This is a genomic window from Streptomyces sediminimaris (genome assembly GCF_047049295.1).
GTDB lineage: Bacteria > Actinomycetota > Actinomycetes > Streptomycetales > Streptomycetaceae > Streptomyces > Streptomyces sediminimaris.
Genome location: NZ_JBJWOT010000001.1, coordinates 3,074,072 through 3,090,620, shown reverse-complemented (window position 1 = coordinate 3,090,620; position 16,549 = coordinate 3,074,072). Strand labels below are relative to the sequence as shown.

Here is a 16,549-nt window from a genome sequence, read left to right as displayed (position 1 = left end):
GACGCGAGCGGCACGGCGGACGGCGAGGACCACCGGGACGACGAAGCCGGCGACCCGGACGGGCGCGGCGGACGCCGGGTGGCCCCTGGCCGACCGGACGCCTGGGGGCGGCCGGCGGCTCGAGCGAGCCGCTGTCCACAGGGCCCCGGGCGAGTCCGTACGGGCACCTAGACTGAACCGGCGCGGTGCGGCGCGCGGACCAGGGCGGGACGGGAGAAGGACTGTGGCGGCAGACACCGGTGGCTTCGAGGACCCCTCCGCCGAGGTGCTCACGGAGGCGGCCGCCGCCTTCGGGCTGCTGGCGTCCTCGGCCCGGCTGCACATCGTGTGGGCGCTGGCCCAGGGCGAGAGCGACGTCACGCATCTCGCGGACCGGGTCGGCGGGGCGCTGCCCGCCGTCAGCCAGCACCTGGCGAAGCTCAAGCTCGCCGGGCTGGTGCGCTCCCGGCGTGAGGGGCGGCGCCAGATCTACTTCGTGGACGACTCCGACGTCGTCACCGTGGTCCGGGTGATGGTGGGCCAGCTCGCGGCGCGCACCGAGGGGTCCCCGGCGTCCGTGCACAGGCTGCGCGGGACCGGTGGCTGACTGCGCCGCCGCCCCGGAGCCGGCTGACGGCGCGTCCGTCGGCCGGGCCGTCGGCGCGCCGGGGGAGCCCGGTGCGGCGACCCTGCTGCAGACGCTGCGGCACCTGGACAGCGGTCCACGCGGCCTGACCGAGGAGCAGGCGGCGCGTCGGCAGGCACGTGCCGGCCCCAACACGCTGCCCGGGCGCCGCGCCTCCACCTGGCCGTCGGCGCTGGCCCGCAGCGTGCGCGACCCGTTCACCGCCGTGCTGCTCTGCCTCGGCCTGGTCTCGGCGGCCGTCGCCTCCTGGGGCACCGCCTGCGTGATCCTCCTGCTGGTCGCGGTGAGCTGTGCGCTGCGGGCGTCCGGGGAGCACCGCGCCGACCGGTCCATGGCCGGGCTGCGCCGCCTGGTCGCCACCACGGTCACCGTCCTGCGCCGGGACGGGGAGGACCTGCCGCCGGAGGTGCGGGAGCTCCCCGTGGACGAGCTGGTGCCCGGGGACGTGATCCGGCTCGGCCCCGGCGACCTGGTCCCGGCCGACGTACGACTGCTGCGCGCGCAGGGCCTGACGGTGCATCAGGCGCCGCTGACGGGCGAGTCGGCGCCGGTCGCCAAGAGCGCCGACGAGACGGCGGGCACGGCCGGCGGCGGGTTCGACCGGCCGCAGCTCTGCTTCCAGGGCAGCAGTGTCGCCTCCGGGAGCGCCACCGCGGTGGTCGTGGCGACCGGCGCGCGGACCCGGTTCGCCGCCGCGCACGGCGGTGCGGGCGGCCGCCGGGAGGCCAGCGCCTTCGACCGGTCGGTGCACGGGATCTCCTGGATCCTCATCCGGTTCATGCTGTTGACCCCGCCGCTGGTCCTGATGGCGGGCGCCGCCCTGCGCGGCCGCGGCCCCGAGACACTGCCGTTCGCCGTCGCGGTCGCCGTGGGACTGACCCCGGAGATGCTGCCGGTCATCGTCACCCTGTGCCTGGCGCGCGGGGCCTCGCTGCTGGCCCGGCGGCACGGAGTGATCGTCAAGCGGCTGCCCGCGCTGCACGACCTCGGCGCCGTCGACGTGCTGTGCCTGGACAAGACCGGCACGCTCACCCAGGACCGGCCGGTCCTGCACCGGGCCCTGGCCCCCGACGGGCGGGACGACCCCGAGGTGCTGCGCTGGGCCGCGGTGAACGCCTGGTGGACCCTCCAGCTCGCCGACCTGCCCGCACCGGACGCCCTCGACGGCGCGGTCCTCGACGCGGCCGACGACGACGGCGTCATGGCGTACGACGGCGTGGCGGCCCTCCCCTTCGATCCGCTGCGGCGCCTGGCGACCGCCGTCGTCCGGACCCCGGGCCGGCCGGGCGTGCACACCCTGGTCGTCAAGGGGGCCGCCGAAGCCGTACTGGAGCGCTGCGTACTGGCGGACGAGGCGCGCGCGGAGCTGCTCGCGTGCGCCGCACGGCTGGCGGACGAAGGGCTGCGGGTGCTGGCGGTCGCCACCGCCGAACGCTCCGCACGCGCGCGTGCCTACACGCCGGCCGACGAACGGGGCCTGCGACTGCGGGGTTTCGTCACCTTCAAGGACGCGCTCGCCCCGACCGCCGCCGAAGCGCTGCGGGGCCTCGCGGACCGGGGCGTCCGTGTCAGGGTGCTCACCGGTGACCATCCGGGCACGGCTCTGCGTGCCTGCCGCGACCTGGGCGTCGAGGTACCGCCGGACGGCGTCCTGACCGGTGAGCGCATGGACGGCCTCACCGATCCCGAACTGGCCGGGGCCGCCGCCCGTACCGTCGTCTTCGCCCGCTGCGTCCCCGAGCACAAGGCACGGGTCGCCACCGCCCTGCGCGCGGGCGGGCACACCGTCGGCCACCTCGGCGACGGGGTCAACGACCTGCCCGCCCTGCGCGCCGCCGACGTCGGCATCGCACCGCGTGAGGCCGTGGACGTCGCACGGGAGGGCGCCGACGTGGTGCTCGCCGAGAAGGACCTCACGGCGATCGCCCACGGCATCGCGGCCGGGCGGTACGCGGGCGGCAACATCGCCACGTATCTGCGCATCACCCTCTCCTCCAACCTCGGCAACGTCATCGCGATGCTCGCGGCCGGCCTCCTGCTGCCCTTCCTGCCGATGCTCCCGGCACAGGTGCTGGCACAGAACCTGTGCTTCGACGTCGCCCAGCTCGCCTTCGCCCACGACCGGCCGCCGCCGTCGGCGCTGCGCCGTCCGACCGTGCTGCGCCCGCGCGGGCTGCTGCGCTTCATCGCCGGCTTCGGCCTGCTCAACGCGGTCGCCGACCTCGCCACCTTCGGTGTGCTGGCGTTCGCCCTGAGCGGGTTCGAGGGGCTGGACGACGCCTCGGCGTTCCACTCGGGCTGGTTCACCGAGAACCTGCTCACGCAGGCGCTGGTGATGGTGCTGCTGCGCGCCGGGCGGCGGCGTGCGGCCCGGGGCGGGCCGGGACCGATCGGCTGGGCGGCGGGCGCGCTGGCCGCCGCGGGGCTGCTGCTGCCGGTGTCCCCGCTGGGCTCGCTGCTCGGCCTGTCGCCGCTGCCGCCGCTGTACTACCTGCTGCTGGCGGCCGTACTCGCGCTGTACGCGGCGGGACTGGTGGCGGTCCGGGCGCGGGAGGAGCGTCGGCGGGAGGCGTGGGAGCGGGCGGAGGGCGAGCGGGAGCAGCAGGAGAGGCGCGAGCGGGAGGGGCGTGAGCAGCAGGAGAGGCGGGAGCGGGAGCGGGAGGAGCGGAGCCCGTAGGGGCGGGGCAGGGGGGAACGCGGCCGTGTTGGTTGTACAGTTGCGCAATATAGCAACCATTGGGCGTGGAGAGGGGTGGGCGGCATGCTCCGCAACGGACTGGAACCGTGGCACCTGCTGGTCCTGGCGATCGTCATCATCGTGCTGTTCGGATCGAAGAAACTGCCGGACACGGCCCGCGCGTTGGGCAAGTCCATGCGGATCCTCAAGAGCGAGGCGAAGGCGATGAAGGACGACGAGGGCGCAGCCGTCCACTCCGCACCCGGCGACGGCGCGGTCCGCTGAGTCACTGACGAGCCACTGAGCCGAGGGGCCGAGGGGCCGAGGAGCGGTGCTGTAACCGTGTTGTCGCAGCCCGTGCGTGTGGTGTGAACCACCTGCGCGCTCAGCCACAGTTGCTATATTGCGCAATCATCCAGTCCGTGGGGTGCGCCCCGACGTGCGGGGCGGTGTCCTGCTCCCGGCCGTCGCGTCGGCGGTTGGCGTCGGCCAGAGCAGAGGGAGTGGGACGTGAGCGACCCCTGGGGTGAAGGCCACGGCCGTGCGGCCACGCGTGACCGCTCGGCCGCACGCGATCGCTCGGCCGCGCGAGGCCGGTCGGCCGCGCGTGACCGCACGGCCGCGGGCGATCACCAGGCCCATGTGCCGCGGCAGCGCCACACGGACGGTGAATCGGTTCCCCCCTCGCACGGAGGCCGGGCGGCCGCCCGGCAGGCGGCACGCGCCCGGGGACGCCGCGCGGGCCGGCGGGCCAAACCCGTCGCCCGGCGCAGAAGGCTGGCCCGGATAGCCCTGTTCACGGTGTCCGCGCTGATCCTGGTCACCGCGGGCGCGGGCGCGTGGCTGTACGAGCACCTGAACGGCAACATCAAGAGCGTCTCGATCGACGACGGCGCCGGCGGCAAGGAGAAGGCGGACGCCTTCGGCCGCACCCCGATCAACATCCTGGTGATCGGCTCGGACGGCCGGAACAACGCCGCCGACTGCAAACTGGGCGGCGGCTGCGGCTCGGCGAGTTCGACCGCCGGGCACAACGCGGACGTGGAGATGGTCGTGCACGTCTCCGCCGACCGCTCCAACGCCACCGTGATGAGCATCCCGCGCGACACCATGACCGAGATCCCCGCCTGCAAGGACCCGGACAGCGGCCAGTCGACGTCCGGCTACCACGGGCAGATCAACAGCGCGCTGCAGTACGGCGCGGCCTGTCAGGTCGCCGCCGTGCACCAGCTCACCGGCATCACCATCGACCACTTCGTGATGCTCGACTTCGCCGGTGTGGTGAAGATGTCCGACGCGGTGGGCGGGGTGTCGGTCTGCGTCAGCGGCAATGTCTACGACACCTACTCGCATCTGAAGCTCGCCAAGGGCACGCACACCCTCAAGGGCAAGGCGGCGCTCGAGTTCGTCCGCTCCCGGCACGGCTTCGGCGACGGCAGCGACCTGGGCCGTACGGTCTCCCAGCACCTCTTCCTCAGCGCCATGATCCGCAAGTTCAAGAGCGCGGGCACGCTGGCCAATCCGGCGAAGGTCTACTCGCTGGCCGACGCCGCCACCAAGGCGCTCACCGTGGACACCGGCCTGGGCAGCGTCAGCAAGCTCGTCGGCCTGGCGAACGACCTGAACAAGGTGCCCTCGAAACGCATGACGTTCACCACGATGCAGACCGCGGCCGACCCGACGAACTCCGACCGCGTCGTGCCCGCGGCCGCCGCGAAGTCGCTCTTCGCGACCATCGCCAACGACCAGTCGCTGACGTCGAGCGACGGCGGGAAGAAGTCGGCGACGTCCGCTTCCCCGTCCCCGTCCCCGTCGGCCACCGTGCCGGCCTCCGAGGTCGCCGTGGAGGTCGAGAACGGCACCACCACCGCCGGACGGGCCTCGGCGGTCGCCCAGGCCCTGACCGCCAAGGGCTTCAGCCGGAACACGACCACGGGCAACGCCCCCGAGCACTCCGCGAAGACGACGATCACCTACGGCCCCGGACAGCAGGCGCAGGCCCGGACGGCGGCCGCGGCGCTCGGTCTGCCCGCCTCGCACCTCACCCGGGGCAGCACCGCCGGCGTGGTCCTCGTCATCGGCAGCGACTGGCTGACCGGCACGACCTACGGCTCCTCGGGCGGCTCCTCCTCGGCGGCCCCCGCCGACACGCACGCGGCGGTCGCCGACGCCCACGCCCAGACCGCCGACAAGGCCAAGGGCTGCGCCAAGGTCAGCCCGTACAGGACGGTGCAGATCAATGGCGTGGCGATGACCCCGGCGCAGGCGTACGCGGCGGCCGACGGAAAGAAGGACTCGGCGCCCTGAGGCACCCGGGCCCGGCCTCCGGGCCGTCCGGCCTCCGGGCCGTCCGGTCCGACAGAAAAGCCCTCCCGAGGGGGAGGGCGGAGACTGGGCGCCCCCGGCAGGACTCGAACCTGCGGCCAAGCGCTTAGAAGGCGCCTGCTCTATCCACTGAGCTACGGGGGCCGGGTGTGTGGCCTCTGTCGTGGTGCCCTGGTGTGGGCTGTTCCGTGACGTTGCCGGGGACAAGGATAGGGCTCCCGCGTCCGTGTCCCTGTTGCTTCCCCTCCGTGGCTCGATGTGGAGGTTCGGTGAAGCGGTCCTGATAATCGCAGGCAGGTACGAATCGTGCATCGCTTTTGGCCTCTGGCGCACCGGGTGTTGTGCACTCGTTATGCCTGGACTGTGCCTGCGTCCCAGTCATCCCTTCCGTCCCTTGTGTCTGGTCGGCGCGCAGACATGCTCATATGCTTCAGAATTCCCCTAAAATTGGGCATTCTTCGCATGTGGTGACCTTGGACGTACGGCCTCAGCTGCTCGACGCACTCTCCGCCCTGCGCGACCGTGTCGCCGCCGCACGCTTCCCGCTGCCCCTGGCGGGGGCTCCACGCGCGCGTGCCAACCGCGACGAACTGCTCGCACAGCTCGACGACTACTTGGTGCCCCGGTTGAGGGAGCCCGAAGCGCCTTTGCTGGCGGTGGTGGGCGGTTCCACCGGTGCCGGCAAGTCGACCCTCGTCAACTCGATCGTGGGGCGGCGGGTCAGCGAGGCGGGCGTGCTGCGGCCGACCACGCGGACACCGGTACTGGTCTGCCATCCGGAGGACCATCACTGGTTCAGTGGGATGAGGGTGCTGCCCGACCTCACGCGCGTGTGGGTGCCCCATCGGGACACCGGGGACGAACTGTTGCTCCCGGGGGAGGACCCCGCGCGCGTACTGCGCGTCGAGACCGCCGACACGATGCCGCGCGGCCTCGCCCTCCTCGACGCCCCCGACATCGACTCCCTCGTCGCCGACAACCGCGTCCTCGCCGCCGAACTCGTCTGTGCTGCCGACATCTGGATCATGGTGACCACGGCCGCCCGGTACGCCGACGCCGTCCCCTGGCATCTGCTGCGTACCGCCAAGGAGTACGACGCCACCCTGGTGACGGTGCTGGACCGGGTGCCGCACCAGGTCGTCTCCGAGGTGTCCCGGCAGTACGGCGCGCTGCTCACCAAGGCCGGTCTCGGCGACGTGCCGCGCTTCACGGTGCCGGAACTGCCCGAGTCCGCCTGGGGGAGCGGGCTGCTGCCGGCCACCGCCGTCGCCTCGCTGCGGACCTGGCTGGTGCACCTGGCGCAGGATCCGGCCGCCCGGCAGCACGCCATGGCCCGTACCGCACAAGGGATGCTCGACTCCCTCAAGGCCCGGATGCCCGAACTCGCCGGTGCCGCCGCCGCCCAGTACGCGGCCGCCCTCCGGCTCACCTCCGCCGTCGACACGGCGTACGACAGCGAGCACGCGCGCGTGCGGGGGCGCCTGCAGGCCGGCGCCGTACTCGCGGGGGACGCGCTCAAGCGCTGGCGCGCGTTCCCGCTGGACTGCTCCGCCAGTGAGCTCCTCGACGCGCTCGTGGAGAGCCTGGCCGCGCTCCTGCTGTGCGCGGTCACCGCCGCCGACGAGCGCGTGGACGACGCCTGGCGACGTGAACCCGCGGCGCGCGCGCCGGAGCTGAGCGAACGTGACCCGTCCCTGGAGAGCGCCGAACACCGCATCGGGCTCGCCGTACGGCGGTGGAGGCGCGAGCTCGAGGAGTACGCCGAGGAGGAGGTGCGCGAGCTTGACCGCAACGTCGCGCCGGACCCCGAGGTCATCGCCGTACTCGTCGCCACCGTGCTGCTGGGCGGCCGCCGGGCGCGCTCCGCCGGCGAAGGGCTCGCCGAACGGATCGGCGCGCACGGCGCACTGCGGCTGCGCGACCGCGGCGGGCGGCTCCTCGCCGAACATCTCGACCGGGTCATGCACACCGAGCGCGAGCGCCGCCTCGCGCCGCTCGACGCCCTCGACGTCCACCCCGAGCCCCAGGCCGAACTCATCGCCGCGCTGTCCGTACTGCAGAAGGAGAGGTGACCGGTGACTGCCGTCACTGACCAGGACCACACGGACCACGCCGATCGAGCGGGGGACGAGGGCGCCACCCGGGACGAGCGCCCCGATGGACGCGCTTCCGGCAGCGAGCAACCCGATGAGAGCGTCTCCGGGGGCGAGCGTGCCGAAGGGTGCGCTTCCGGGGGCGAGCACCCCGATGAGAGCGTCTTCGGGGCCGAGCGTGCCGATGGGCGTGTTTCCGGGGGCCGGCGTCCCGGTGGGCGTGCCTCCGAGGACAACGCGTCCGGGAAGAAGCCCTCCGGGGAGGGCATGCCCGAAAACGGCGCCTCCGGGGAGGGCATTTCCGCAGACGGCACCTCAGGGGAGGGCGCCTTCGGGGAGGCCTCCGGGACGGGGGCTTCGGAGCAGGGCGTCTGCGGGGAGATCTCCGGGACGGGGGCTTCGGAGCAGGACGGCTCCGGGAAGGGAGTCTCCGGGAAGGGCGGCTCCGGGAAGGGGGCTGCCGGAGGGAGTTCCTCAGGGGGTTCGTCGGACCGTCTCTCAGGTGGCTCCTCCGCGAAGGGCGGTCCCGGGAGACGCATCTTCGGGAAGGGCGGGAAGGGGCGCCCGGGGGAAGAGGCGGACGCCGCGGGACGCGAGTCCGACGGCGGCAGGCGTGCCCGCAGGCGTGCGGAGAAGGACGGCGCGCACGACAACGACGGCCACGCGCGCGTGGAGCGCGGGGCCGCCTCCCGTCGCAGGGAGTCGGCCCGGGCGGACGCCCCGCGCGCGGACGTCGCGGACGCGGGCGGAGCCTGGGACGACGGCCTGATCGCGCGGCGCGTGAGCGAGGAGAGCGCGGGGGCCGAGCCCGTCCTCCCCGTGGAGACCAGGGGATACGGCGCCCAGGTCGCGGGCCCGCTCGTGTACGACGCCCCCCTGCGTTCGCGGCTCGAGGCGATGCGGGAACTCGTGGGGCTCTCCCGCACCCGGCTCGACAGCCGGACGCTCGCCGAGGCCGGCCGGGTGCTCGACGAGGCGGCGGCGCGGCGCAGACTCTCCGGGCAGCACACCGTCGTCGCCATCGCGGGCGCGACGGGCAGCGGCAAGTCGCAGCTGTTCAACGCGCTCGCCGGGGTGCCCATTTCGGAGACGGGCGTACGGCGTCCCACCACGGCGACGCCGATCGCGTGCAGCTGGAGCGACGGCGGGGCGAGCCTCATCGAGCGGCTCGGCATCCCGCCCCGGCTGCGCCGGCGTCCGCTGCAGAACCCCGAGGCCGAGGCGCAGTTGCGCGGGCTCGTCCTGGTGGACCTGCCGGACCACGACTCCGCGGCCGTGCAGCACCGTGAGCAGGTGGACCGCGTCCTGGCCCTCGTCGACGCCGTCATCTGGGTCGTCGACCCCGAGAAGTACGCGGACGCGATGCTCCACGAGCGCTATCTGCGCCCCATGGCGGGACACGCGGAGGTCATGTTCGTCGTCCTCAACCAGACCGACCGGCTGCCCGGTGAGGCCACCGAACAGGTCCTCGACGACCTGCGGCGGCTGCTCGACGAGGACGGCATCGCGCTGGGCGAGTACGGCGAACCCGGTGCCACCGTGCTCGCCCTCTCCGCGCTCACCGGAGAGGGCGTCGGGGAACTGCGCGAGGCACTCGGGCAGTTCGTGGCGGAACGGGGGGCGCCCGCGCGCCGCATCTCGGCCGACCTGGACACCGCCGCGGCGGGGCTGCGGCCCCTCTACGCCACGCGGCGGCGGACCGGCCTGAGCGAGGAGGCGCGCGACGAGTTCGCCGCCCGGCTCGCGGACGCGGTGGGTGCCTCCGCCGCGGGCGAGGCGGCCGAACGCGCGTGGCTGCGCAACGCCAACCGCGCCTGCGGGACGCCCTGGCTGCGGCTGTGGCGGTGGTACCAGGACCGGTCCGAACCCGCCACGGGACGGCTGCCGTTGCGTGCCCCGACGGACGAGGAGGCGACGGCACGCCAGCGGGTCGAGCAGGCGGTACGGACGCTGGCCGACCGCGCCTCGACCGGGCTGCCCGCGCCCTGGGCGCAGGCGGTGCGCGAGGCGGCCGTACGGGGCTCGCAGGGGTTGCCCGAGGCGCTGGACGCCCTGGCGACACGGGCCGGACTGCCGCCCGGCCGCCCGCCGCGGCCCGGCTGGTGGCCTGCGGCCGTGCTGGTCCAGGCGTCGATGACCCTTCTCCAAGTCGTGGGCGGGCTCTGGCTGCTGGGGCAGATCATCGGGTTCATGGCGCCGAACCTGGGGGTGCCGGTGCTGTTGATGCTGGCCGGCATCATCGGGGGCCCGATCGTCGAGTGGAGCTGCCGCATGGCGGCACGCGGGCCCGCCCGCCGCTACGGCACCGAGGCGGAACGGCGGCTGCGGGAGGCGGCCGCCGGGTGCGGGAGAGCCCGGGTGCTGGATCCCGTGGCGGCCGAACTGCTGCGGTACCGGGAGGTGCGCGAGCAGTACGGGCGGGTCACGGGGGTGGGGGTCGTCACGCGGTGAGGGGAGCGGACCGGCGGCGGGGAGGCGGCCGGTGACCCGGGCTCCGGGCGCCTGACCTGTGGTGAGGTGGCCGTCCGCGGAGTGTGACGGCCGGTCCCGCGTCACATGATCACTCGTCGGGGTGACGGAGTTGTCCACAGGCGGTGGACGGTCCACAGCGCTCAGCGGGCTCGGCCCGACGGAGGCAGTCTGGGCTTCGCGGCGACCACGGCAGACCGGTCGCCGCGGCAGACGCAGCCGTACGGGACGGGCCCGTAGGCATGTCCGCCCGGCCCGGCGGCCGGGAGAGGGAGGGGTTCGCGATGAACGAGACGATCATCTGCGCCGTGGGGAACGTGGCGACTCAGCCGGTGTTCCGGGAGTCGGCGACCGGGCCGTCGGCGCGCTTCCGGCTGGCCGTGACCTCGCGGTATCTGGACCGGGAGAAGAACGAGTGGACCGACGGCCACACCAACTTCTTCACGGTGTGGGCGAAGCGGCAACTGGCCCTGAACGTGTCGGGGTCGCTCAACGTCGGTGACCCTGTCGTCGTGCAGGGCAGGCTCAAGGTGCGTACGGAGGCGCGGGAGGGGCAGAACTGGACCTCGGCGGATCTCGAGGCGGTGGCGATCGGCCACGATCTCACGCGGGGGACCTCCGCCTTCCGGCGCACGGGCAGGCCGGAGGCGGGTGCGGCCGCCCCGGACCGGCAGCCCCCCGAGCCCAACTGGGAGACTCCGCCTGGTGAGTCGGAGACGGCGGCGCCCCAACACCGTTCCGTTTCAGTGGCGGTGACGTAATGTCAGTCCCTGCCCCGAGGTGACCGTCGTGCGGCTTATCGGCGAATGAGTTCCGAACGATCCGGTGGATTTGTCGATAAGCCCTGCTCATAGGCCGTCTCGGCGATAACGATTCCGATTCGGATCGCTTGTCCGACGATATGACCGGCAGGTGCGATGTCCCGCGTCCCTAGGATGCCGGGCATAGCTCTCGGGGCCTCTGATTCCGCTGGTGGGACCATCTCCCCCACGTCCATGGCCCTGCTCGAAGGGGAATGTGGTGTTTTCTTCTTTCTCCGCGCCGTCCGTGCGCAGGCGAGGGGCCGCCCGTCTCGCCGCCGTGGCCCTGGTGTCCGGTCTCATGGCCGTCGGCGTGTCCGCCGGCGCCGGAACGGCCGTCGCGGACGCGGAGCAGACGACCCAGAGCCAGGGCGGGGCGACCGCCACCATAGGCCCGCTCAAGACGTACGGCGCCGCGGTGGTCCACGACGCCGCCGGGGACCAGCAGGTGTCGGCGGGCCTGTTCGAGATGTCCGTCGACGGCGGTGGCACCCTGCAGACGTACTGCGTCGACATCCACAACCCCACCCAGCGGGACGCCAAGTACCACGAGACCGCCTGGAGCGGCACGTCGCTCGGGACCAACAACGACGCGGGCAAGATCCGGTGGATCCTGCAGAACTCCTACCCGCAGGTCAACGACCTCGCGTCGCTCGCCGCGAAGGCCGGGGTCAAGGGCGGCCTGACCGAGCAGGACGCGGCGGCCGGCACCCAGGTGGCGATCTGGCGCTACTCGGACGCGGTCGACGTCGACGCCGTCGACCCGCAGGCCGAGCGACTCGCGGACTATCTGCAGAAGAGCGCCGTCGCCCTGCCCGAGCCCAAGGCGTCGCTGACGCTCAGCCCGCCCGCCGTCTCCGGTCACCCCGGTGAGCTGCTCGGCCCGGTGACGGTGCACACCGACGCGGCCGGCGTGGCCGTGACACCGCCCGCGGACGCGGCGGCCAGCGGGGTGCGGATCGTCGGCAAGGACGGCAAGCCGCTCACGTCCGCGGTGAACGGCGGCCAGATCTTCTTCGACGTCCCCGAGGACGCCCCGGCGGGCTCGGCCGAGATCACCGTGCAGGCCTCGACCACCGTGCCGGTGGGCCGTGCCTTCACCTCGGAGACCCGTAGCCAGACGCAGATCCTGGCCGGCTCCAGCGAGTCGACGGTCTCGGCGCCCGCGAGCGCGACCTGGGGGAAGAAGGGGGCCATACCGGCACTGTCCGCGGTGAAGAACTGCGCCAAGGGCGGCCTGGACGTCACCGCCGCCAACACGGGCGACGAGGCGTTCACCTTCGAGCTGATGGGCACGGAGTACAGCATCCCGGCCGGGAAGTCCCGCACGGTGACGATCCCGCTGCGGGAGGACCAGGCCTACGACTTCACGATCAAGGGACCCGGCGGCCTCGGGAAGCGTTTCACCGGCGTCCTCGACTGCCAGACCCAGAGCACCGACCGTGGCGACACGACGCAGATCCTCAGCGCGCCGAGCCCCGCGACCGTGGGCGGCTCCGCCGGCGACACCAACCTCGCCGCCACCGGAGGCTCCAGCACCACCCCGCTGATCGCGGGCGCCGCCATCGCTTTCGTGCTGATCGGCGGCGCGGCCCTGGTGCTCGTGGGCAAGAAGAACGCACCGACACAGGACTGAACGCGCGGCAGCCGTAGCCTCCGGCGGCACGGGTCCTCGAAGCGACCCGCTCGCCGGGGCCCCGGCCGGCCCGACCGGCGGGCAGAACCGAGCCGGCGACTCGATCGGCAGCGTCCTCTCCGCCGGATCGCCGGTTCGGCGCTCTCCCTGATCCCGGCTGATCCCGGCTGATCCCGGCCGGGTCCTGGCTGGGCAAGGGAGCGCTGCTGTCCGCGCGGTCGTGGTGGTCGGTCCTCTCCTGGCGCTCCTCGCACGGCGTCCGGTGGGAGGGGGCGGCGGGGACGGCAGGAGTGGCGGCCGCGGCCGCTCTGCCCCTGACCCGGCGGACGCAGAGGGGGAGCACCCCCGCCGACGGCCTTCGGCCTTCTCAGTGAAGTTGCTCGGCCAGTCCGACGATGATGCCCTCCGGGCCGCGGAGGTAGCAGAGCAGATGGCTGTCCTCGAACCGGGCGATCCCGCCGACGAGTTCGGCGCCGTGAGGGCGCAGGCGGGCAACGGTGTCCTCGAGGTCGTCGACGGCGAACATGACGCGGTGCGTGCCCACGATGTTGTGCGGCCGGTCGCGCGGCCCGTCGTTGATCGCCTCGGGACTGCGGTACTTCGCCAGTTCGAGCCGGCTGTGACCGTCCGGGGTCCGGACCATCGCGATGTCACAGCGGACGCCGTCGAGTCCGGTGCACTGGTCGGCGACGGGGCCCTCGACCTCCGCCCTGCCCTCGAGCTCCATACCGAGTTCCACGAAGAACGCGATGGCGGCGTCCATGTCCTCGACGACGATGCCGACGTTGTCCATCCGCTGAATCGCCATGCCGGTCTCTCCTTCTTCCTTGTGCGGCCGGTCGTGGCCACGCGGCCACTGATGTTCCCGGGACGGAGCCGGTCGCGCGTTCTCGACATCCGCGCATCGCCGCACTCCGGGAACGCCGGATCGCGCCTCACCGGATCGCGCCTCAGGCGAGATCCATCCGGACGCACCGACCAATCCTGGCCCAGACCGACTCACAACCGGCCTTGTGCCGTCCCGGACCCCGGTCAACTACGAAACGCCAGGTCAGCGGGGTGCACTCATATGGGTTTCCCCGGAGGGTGGCGGTCAGGCAAGATGGGGTGTTACTTACCGCGAGAGGACACGAAACAGCCCCTCACCAGCGGTTTTCCTGCCGATGAGGGGCCGTGTCAGGCGGCTTGGGCCGTCTCTGGGCCGTCATGAGCGTGACCGGCGGTCCGGTACATCGCGGAGATGGCTTTCCGGGTCCGGGTCTCGCTGGACGGCATGAGGTGCGTGTAGACGCGGAGCGTGAACCCTGGGTCGCTGTGACCGAGGTAGAGGCTCAGCGCCTTGATGCTCTCTCCGGCGTCCAAGAGGACCGAGGCGTAGAAGTGCCGGAGCGCGTGCATCCCGTGTTCGCGGGCGGCGGCATACCGCTGCCCCTTCTCAGGGACCGGGATGATGTTGGCGGAAGCCAGCGCGGGCTTCCACGCCTGATCGTTGAATCCCTGGCTCCAGATGGCGGCCCCGATGCCGCTCGTGAAGACGAGGCGGTGCGTCACCTTCCGCCCGGACGGGGTCAGCCAGGGCAAGGTCACTTCGACGGGCGGGAAACGCGCCATGTGCTCGTGGAGGGCGGCCGACACCTCGGGATCGAGCGGTACGTCACGGAGCTTGCCGCGCTTGGGTGGGGCGAAGACGAGCGTGCCGCGAACCTTCTTCACCTGCTGCCGGACGTACAGCCAGCCGAGATCCCCGATGTTGTCGACGGCCAGGCCAAAGACCTCCCCCTGCCGCTGACCGCATCCGGCGCCGAGGTCGACCGTGGCCCGGTATCGCTCGGGGAGTCCCGCCCGCACGCCGAACACCTGCTCAGCGGTCCACGGGTGGACGCGTGTCGGGGCCGGACGAGGAGCCTTGACCGAGCGCGCCCGGCACGGGTTCGAAGCCAGCAGACGGTCATCCACGGCCGCGTTCAGCACGGACGAGACCGCGTCGAAGATCAGGCGCCGGTACTGGGCGGACGAGAGAGCGTCTTCGAGTTGACGGCTCCACTCACGGATGTGCTCCGGCTGGAACGACCCGATGGGCCGAGTACCGAGGTATGGCAGGGCGTGAAGCCGCAGCCGCCCCTCCACGGCGGCCCGGCTAGTGAGGTCGGTGGTGAGGGCGCCGAGCCAGCGTTCGGCGTACTCACGGAACGTCGTCCGTGCCGCCTTCGGGTCGATGTACTGCCCGCGAGCCATGTCCGCTTCGATGTTGGTCAGCCAGGAGTCGGCCAAGCGCTTCTGCTTGTCGGGGAAGCTCTTGGACTTCTCCGTGCCGTCCGGCCCGACGTACCGGGCGCGGTAGCGCATGCCTGTGCCGTAGCGCTCGGTCTTGACCTTGCGGGTCTTGCCGTCCGGGCCGGTCTCGGTCCTGTACCAGCGGTCTTGGATGTGTCCGGCCATCAGGCAACCTCCCTCATCTGGGAGTTGACCCAGGCGCGTACGTCCTCCGGGTCGAAGCGGAGATGCCGACCGACGCGGAAGCCGCGGGGGCCGGTCCGCTTGCGTCGCCACTGGTAGACCGTCTCTACGCTGGGCAGCTCGAACATCTCGACCAGGTCGTCAGGGGTCAGGAACCGGTTCGGAAGCGCTGTGGTCATGCTGCGGCTCCTTCCTGGGCGAGTTGGTCGCGTAGCGCTTCGCGTGCGGTTTCCCGGTTGAGTTGGAGGTCGCGGTGGATGGTGCTGGCGAGGGCAGATTCACCGGGGGTGTGGCCGTGGCCGGGGTATTGCCAGTCGGCCAGGACGAGGACGGTGTCCGGCTCGACGTTGTCCAGGCCGAGGGCGCCGCGTTCCTGTGCGGCGCGGTAGTCGGCGCGTGCCTGGCGGAGGTCGCCAAGGGTCGTGGAGTAGCGGCGAGACTTGGAGGAGAAGTGGCCGCGGAAGCCGAGCATGTGAGCCCAGGCCCATAGGCGCTGGTCCGGGTACAGCAGGACGCCGTCTGGGACCGTGTCCAGACCGGCAACCGGCTGCGCTCTCACCTGCGCGAGTACTTCCCCGGCTTCCTCACCGTCTTCCGCCACTTCCGCGAAGGCCTCGCCTCACCCGTCACCCGCACCCTGCTCGCTGCGGCCCCCACTCCGACCCAGGCCGCCCAGCTGCGAGCGATCCTGAAGAAAGCCGGACGTCAGCGCGAGATTACCGGTGAGGTCGAACGACTCCACACCCTGCTCCGCGAACCCCAGATGCAACAGCCACCCGTGATCGAGCAGGCCATGGGCACCAAAACCCTGGCTTTGCTACGGCAGTTCGACGCGGCCTGCACCAGCGCCGACGACCTGGAAGCAGCCACTACCACAGCCTCGCCCCCCACCAGGACGCCGAGATCATCACCAGTTTCCCCGGTCTCGGCGCCCTCACCGGAGCCCGCGTCCTGGCCGAACTCGGCGACGACCACACCCGCTTCACCAGCCCCCGCACGCTGAAGGCCTACGCCGGATCAGCCCCCATCACCCGATCTTCCGGACGCAAAACCAACCGTCCTGGCCAGGCACATCAAGAACCAGCGTCTCGCCTCAGCCGGCTACATCTGGGCCTTCGCCGCCCTCACCGCATCCCCCGGAGCACGAGCCCACTACGACCGCCGCCGCCAAGCCGAAGACCGACACGTCGCAGCCCAGCGCAACCTCTTCAACCGCCTACTGGGCTGCCTGCACCACTGCCTCACCCACCGCATCCCCTACGACGAGCAGACCGCCTTCCCCAGCACCGCTTGACTGATCAACCGCATCGGATGTCTGTCTGCGCCCCGGCTGGCCGCGCCCGGCGGCGCGCTGCGTGCATGCGGGCGAGGGTGGAGAAACCCTCTGTGGCTGGGGCCGGTCGGCTCCACGGCTTTAGCCACCTCCCCGGTCCGGGTCCCGCGTCGAGCAAGACCAGGGGGCCACTC

The 16,549-nt window shown here is 72.5% G+C and carries 11 protein-coding genes, 1 tRNA gene and 2 pseudogenes; 9 read left to right on the top strand and 5 right to left on the bottom strand.

Annotated features, from left to right (window positions below; all coding sequences use genetic code 11):
- Window positions 1-223 precede the first annotated feature (223 nt).
- From ACJ9NR_RS14315 to ACJ9NR_RS14300, 4 genes are all read left to right on the top strand, one after another.
- The gene (locus tag ACJ9NR_RS14315; RefSeq protein WP_412487939.1) at window positions 224-586 is read left to right on the top strand and encodes an ArsR/SmtB family transcription factor; all 363 of its coding nucleotides are present in this window, start codon (window positions 224-226) and stop codon (window positions 584-586) included.
- Complete coding sequence (mgtA, locus tag ACJ9NR_RS14310; protein ID WP_412487938.1) at window positions 579-3,302, top strand: magnesium-translocating P-type ATPase; 2,724 nt, start codon at window positions 579-581, stop codon at window positions 3,300-3,302. Before ACJ9NR_RS14315 ends, mgtA begins: the two co-directional genes overlap by 8 nt.
- Before the next feature lie 84 nt (window positions 3,303-3,386).
- Entirely contained in the window at window positions 3,387-3,587 is a 201-nt protein-coding gene (gene tatA / locus ACJ9NR_RS14305) for a Sec-independent protein translocase subunit TatA (RefSeq protein WP_412487937.1), read from the top strand.
- 225 nt (window positions 3,588-3,812) lie between these two features.
- Window positions 3,813-5,609, top strand: a complete 1,797-nt coding sequence (locus ACJ9NR_RS14300) for an LCP family protein (RefSeq protein ID WP_491074818.1) — start codon at window positions 3,813-3,815, stop codon at window positions 5,607-5,609.
- Window positions 5,610-5,698: 89 nt separating this feature from the next.
- On the opposite strand, the gene ACJ9NR_RS14295 is transcribed toward ACJ9NR_RS14300, so the two are convergent.
- Window positions 5,699-5,771, bottom strand: a tRNA-Arg gene (locus ACJ9NR_RS14295).
- Window positions 5,772-6,091: 320 nt separating this feature from the next.
- Here ACJ9NR_RS14295 and ACJ9NR_RS14290 point away from each other — a divergent pair.
- From ACJ9NR_RS14290 to ACJ9NR_RS14275, 4 genes are all read left to right on the top strand, one after another.
- Window positions 6,092-7,699 carry a dynamin family protein gene (locus ACJ9NR_RS14290; RefSeq protein WP_412487936.1) on the top strand — a complete coding sequence of 536 codons (1,608 nt, stop codon included), beginning with the start codon at window positions 6,092-6,094 and terminating at the stop codon, window positions 7,697-7,699.
- A gap of 288 nt (window positions 7,700-7,987) precedes the next feature.
- Window positions 7,988-10,171 carry a GTPase gene (locus ACJ9NR_RS14285; RefSeq protein ID WP_412487935.1) on the top strand — a complete coding sequence of 728 codons (2,184 nt, stop codon included), beginning with the start codon at window positions 7,988-7,990 and terminating at the stop codon, window positions 10,169-10,171.
- Between the two features lie 302 nt (window positions 10,172-10,473).
- Complete coding sequence (locus tag ACJ9NR_RS14280; protein WP_412487934.1) at window positions 10,474-10,950, top strand: single-stranded DNA-binding protein; 477 nt, start codon at window positions 10,474-10,476, stop codon at window positions 10,948-10,950.
- Window positions 10,951-11,209: 259 nt separating this feature from the next.
- Window positions 11,210-12,625: a Cys-Gln thioester bond-forming surface protein gene (locus ACJ9NR_RS14275; RefSeq protein ID WP_412487933.1), complete on the top strand. Its 1,416-nt coding sequence runs from the start codon at window positions 11,210-11,212 to the stop codon at window positions 12,623-12,625.
- A gap of 367 nt (window positions 12,626-12,992) precedes the next feature.
- On the opposite strand, the gene ACJ9NR_RS14270 is transcribed toward ACJ9NR_RS14275, so the two are convergent.
- From ACJ9NR_RS14270 to ACJ9NR_RS14255, 4 genes and pseudogenes are all read right to left on the bottom strand, one after another.
- The gene (locus ACJ9NR_RS14270) at window positions 12,993-13,433 is read right to left on the bottom strand and encodes a VOC family protein (RefSeq protein ID WP_412487932.1); all 441 of its coding nucleotides are present in this window, start codon (window positions 13,431-13,433) and stop codon (window positions 12,993-12,995) included.
- Between the two features lie 368 nt (window positions 13,434-13,801).
- Window positions 13,802-15,064, bottom strand: coding sequence for a tyrosine-type recombinase/integrase (locus tag ACJ9NR_RS14265; RefSeq protein WP_412487931.1), 1,263 nt, complete (start codon window positions 15,062-15,064; stop codon window positions 13,802-13,804).
- Window positions 15,064-15,261: a helix-turn-helix transcriptional regulator gene (locus ACJ9NR_RS14260; protein WP_412487930.1), complete on the bottom strand. Its 198-nt coding sequence runs from the start codon at window positions 15,259-15,261 to the stop codon at window positions 15,064-15,066. Before ACJ9NR_RS14260 ends, ACJ9NR_RS14265 begins: the two co-directional genes overlap by 1 nt.
- A pseudogene (locus tag ACJ9NR_RS14255) lies at window positions 15,258-15,590 on the bottom strand (replication initiator); the annotation flags it as partial. The pseudogene ACJ9NR_RS14255 and the gene ACJ9NR_RS14260, both read right to left, overlap by 4 nt.
- On the opposite strand from ACJ9NR_RS14255, the pseudogene ACJ9NR_RS41710 reads away from it, so the two are divergent.
- Window positions 15,576-16,376, top strand: a pseudogene (locus ACJ9NR_RS41710) (transposase); the annotation flags it as partial. The pseudogenes ACJ9NR_RS14255 and ACJ9NR_RS41710 sit on opposite strands and share 15 nt — an antisense overlap.
- Between the last annotated feature and the right edge of the window lie 173 nt (window positions 16,377-16,549).

What these genes read in the sequence shown, in the direction of transcription:
- tatA (WP_412487937.1), top strand. Translation starts at nt 3,387, where the DNA reads ATGCTCCGCAACGGACTGGAACCGTGGCACCTGCTGGTCCTGGCGATC.
- ACJ9NR_RS14270 (WP_412487932.1), bottom strand. Translation starts at nt 13,433, where the DNA reads ATGGCGATTCAGCGGATGGACAACGTCGGCATCGTCGTCGAGGACATG.
- ACJ9NR_RS14265 (WP_412487931.1), bottom strand. Translation starts at nt 15,064, where the DNA reads ATGGCCGGACACATCCAAGACCGCTGGTACAGGACCGAGACCGGCCCG.
- ACJ9NR_RS14260 (WP_412487930.1), bottom strand. Translation starts at nt 15,261, where the DNA reads ATGACCACAGCGCTTCCGAACCGGTTCCTGACCCCTGACGACCTGGTC.
- ACJ9NR_RS14285 (WP_412487935.1), top strand. Translation starts at nt 7,988, where the DNA reads ATGCCCGAAAACGGCGCCTCCGGGGAGGGCATTTCCGCAGACGGCACC.
- ACJ9NR_RS14280 (WP_412487934.1), top strand. Translation starts at nt 10,474, where the DNA reads ATGAACGAGACGATCATCTGCGCCGTGGGGAACGTGGCGACTCAGCCG.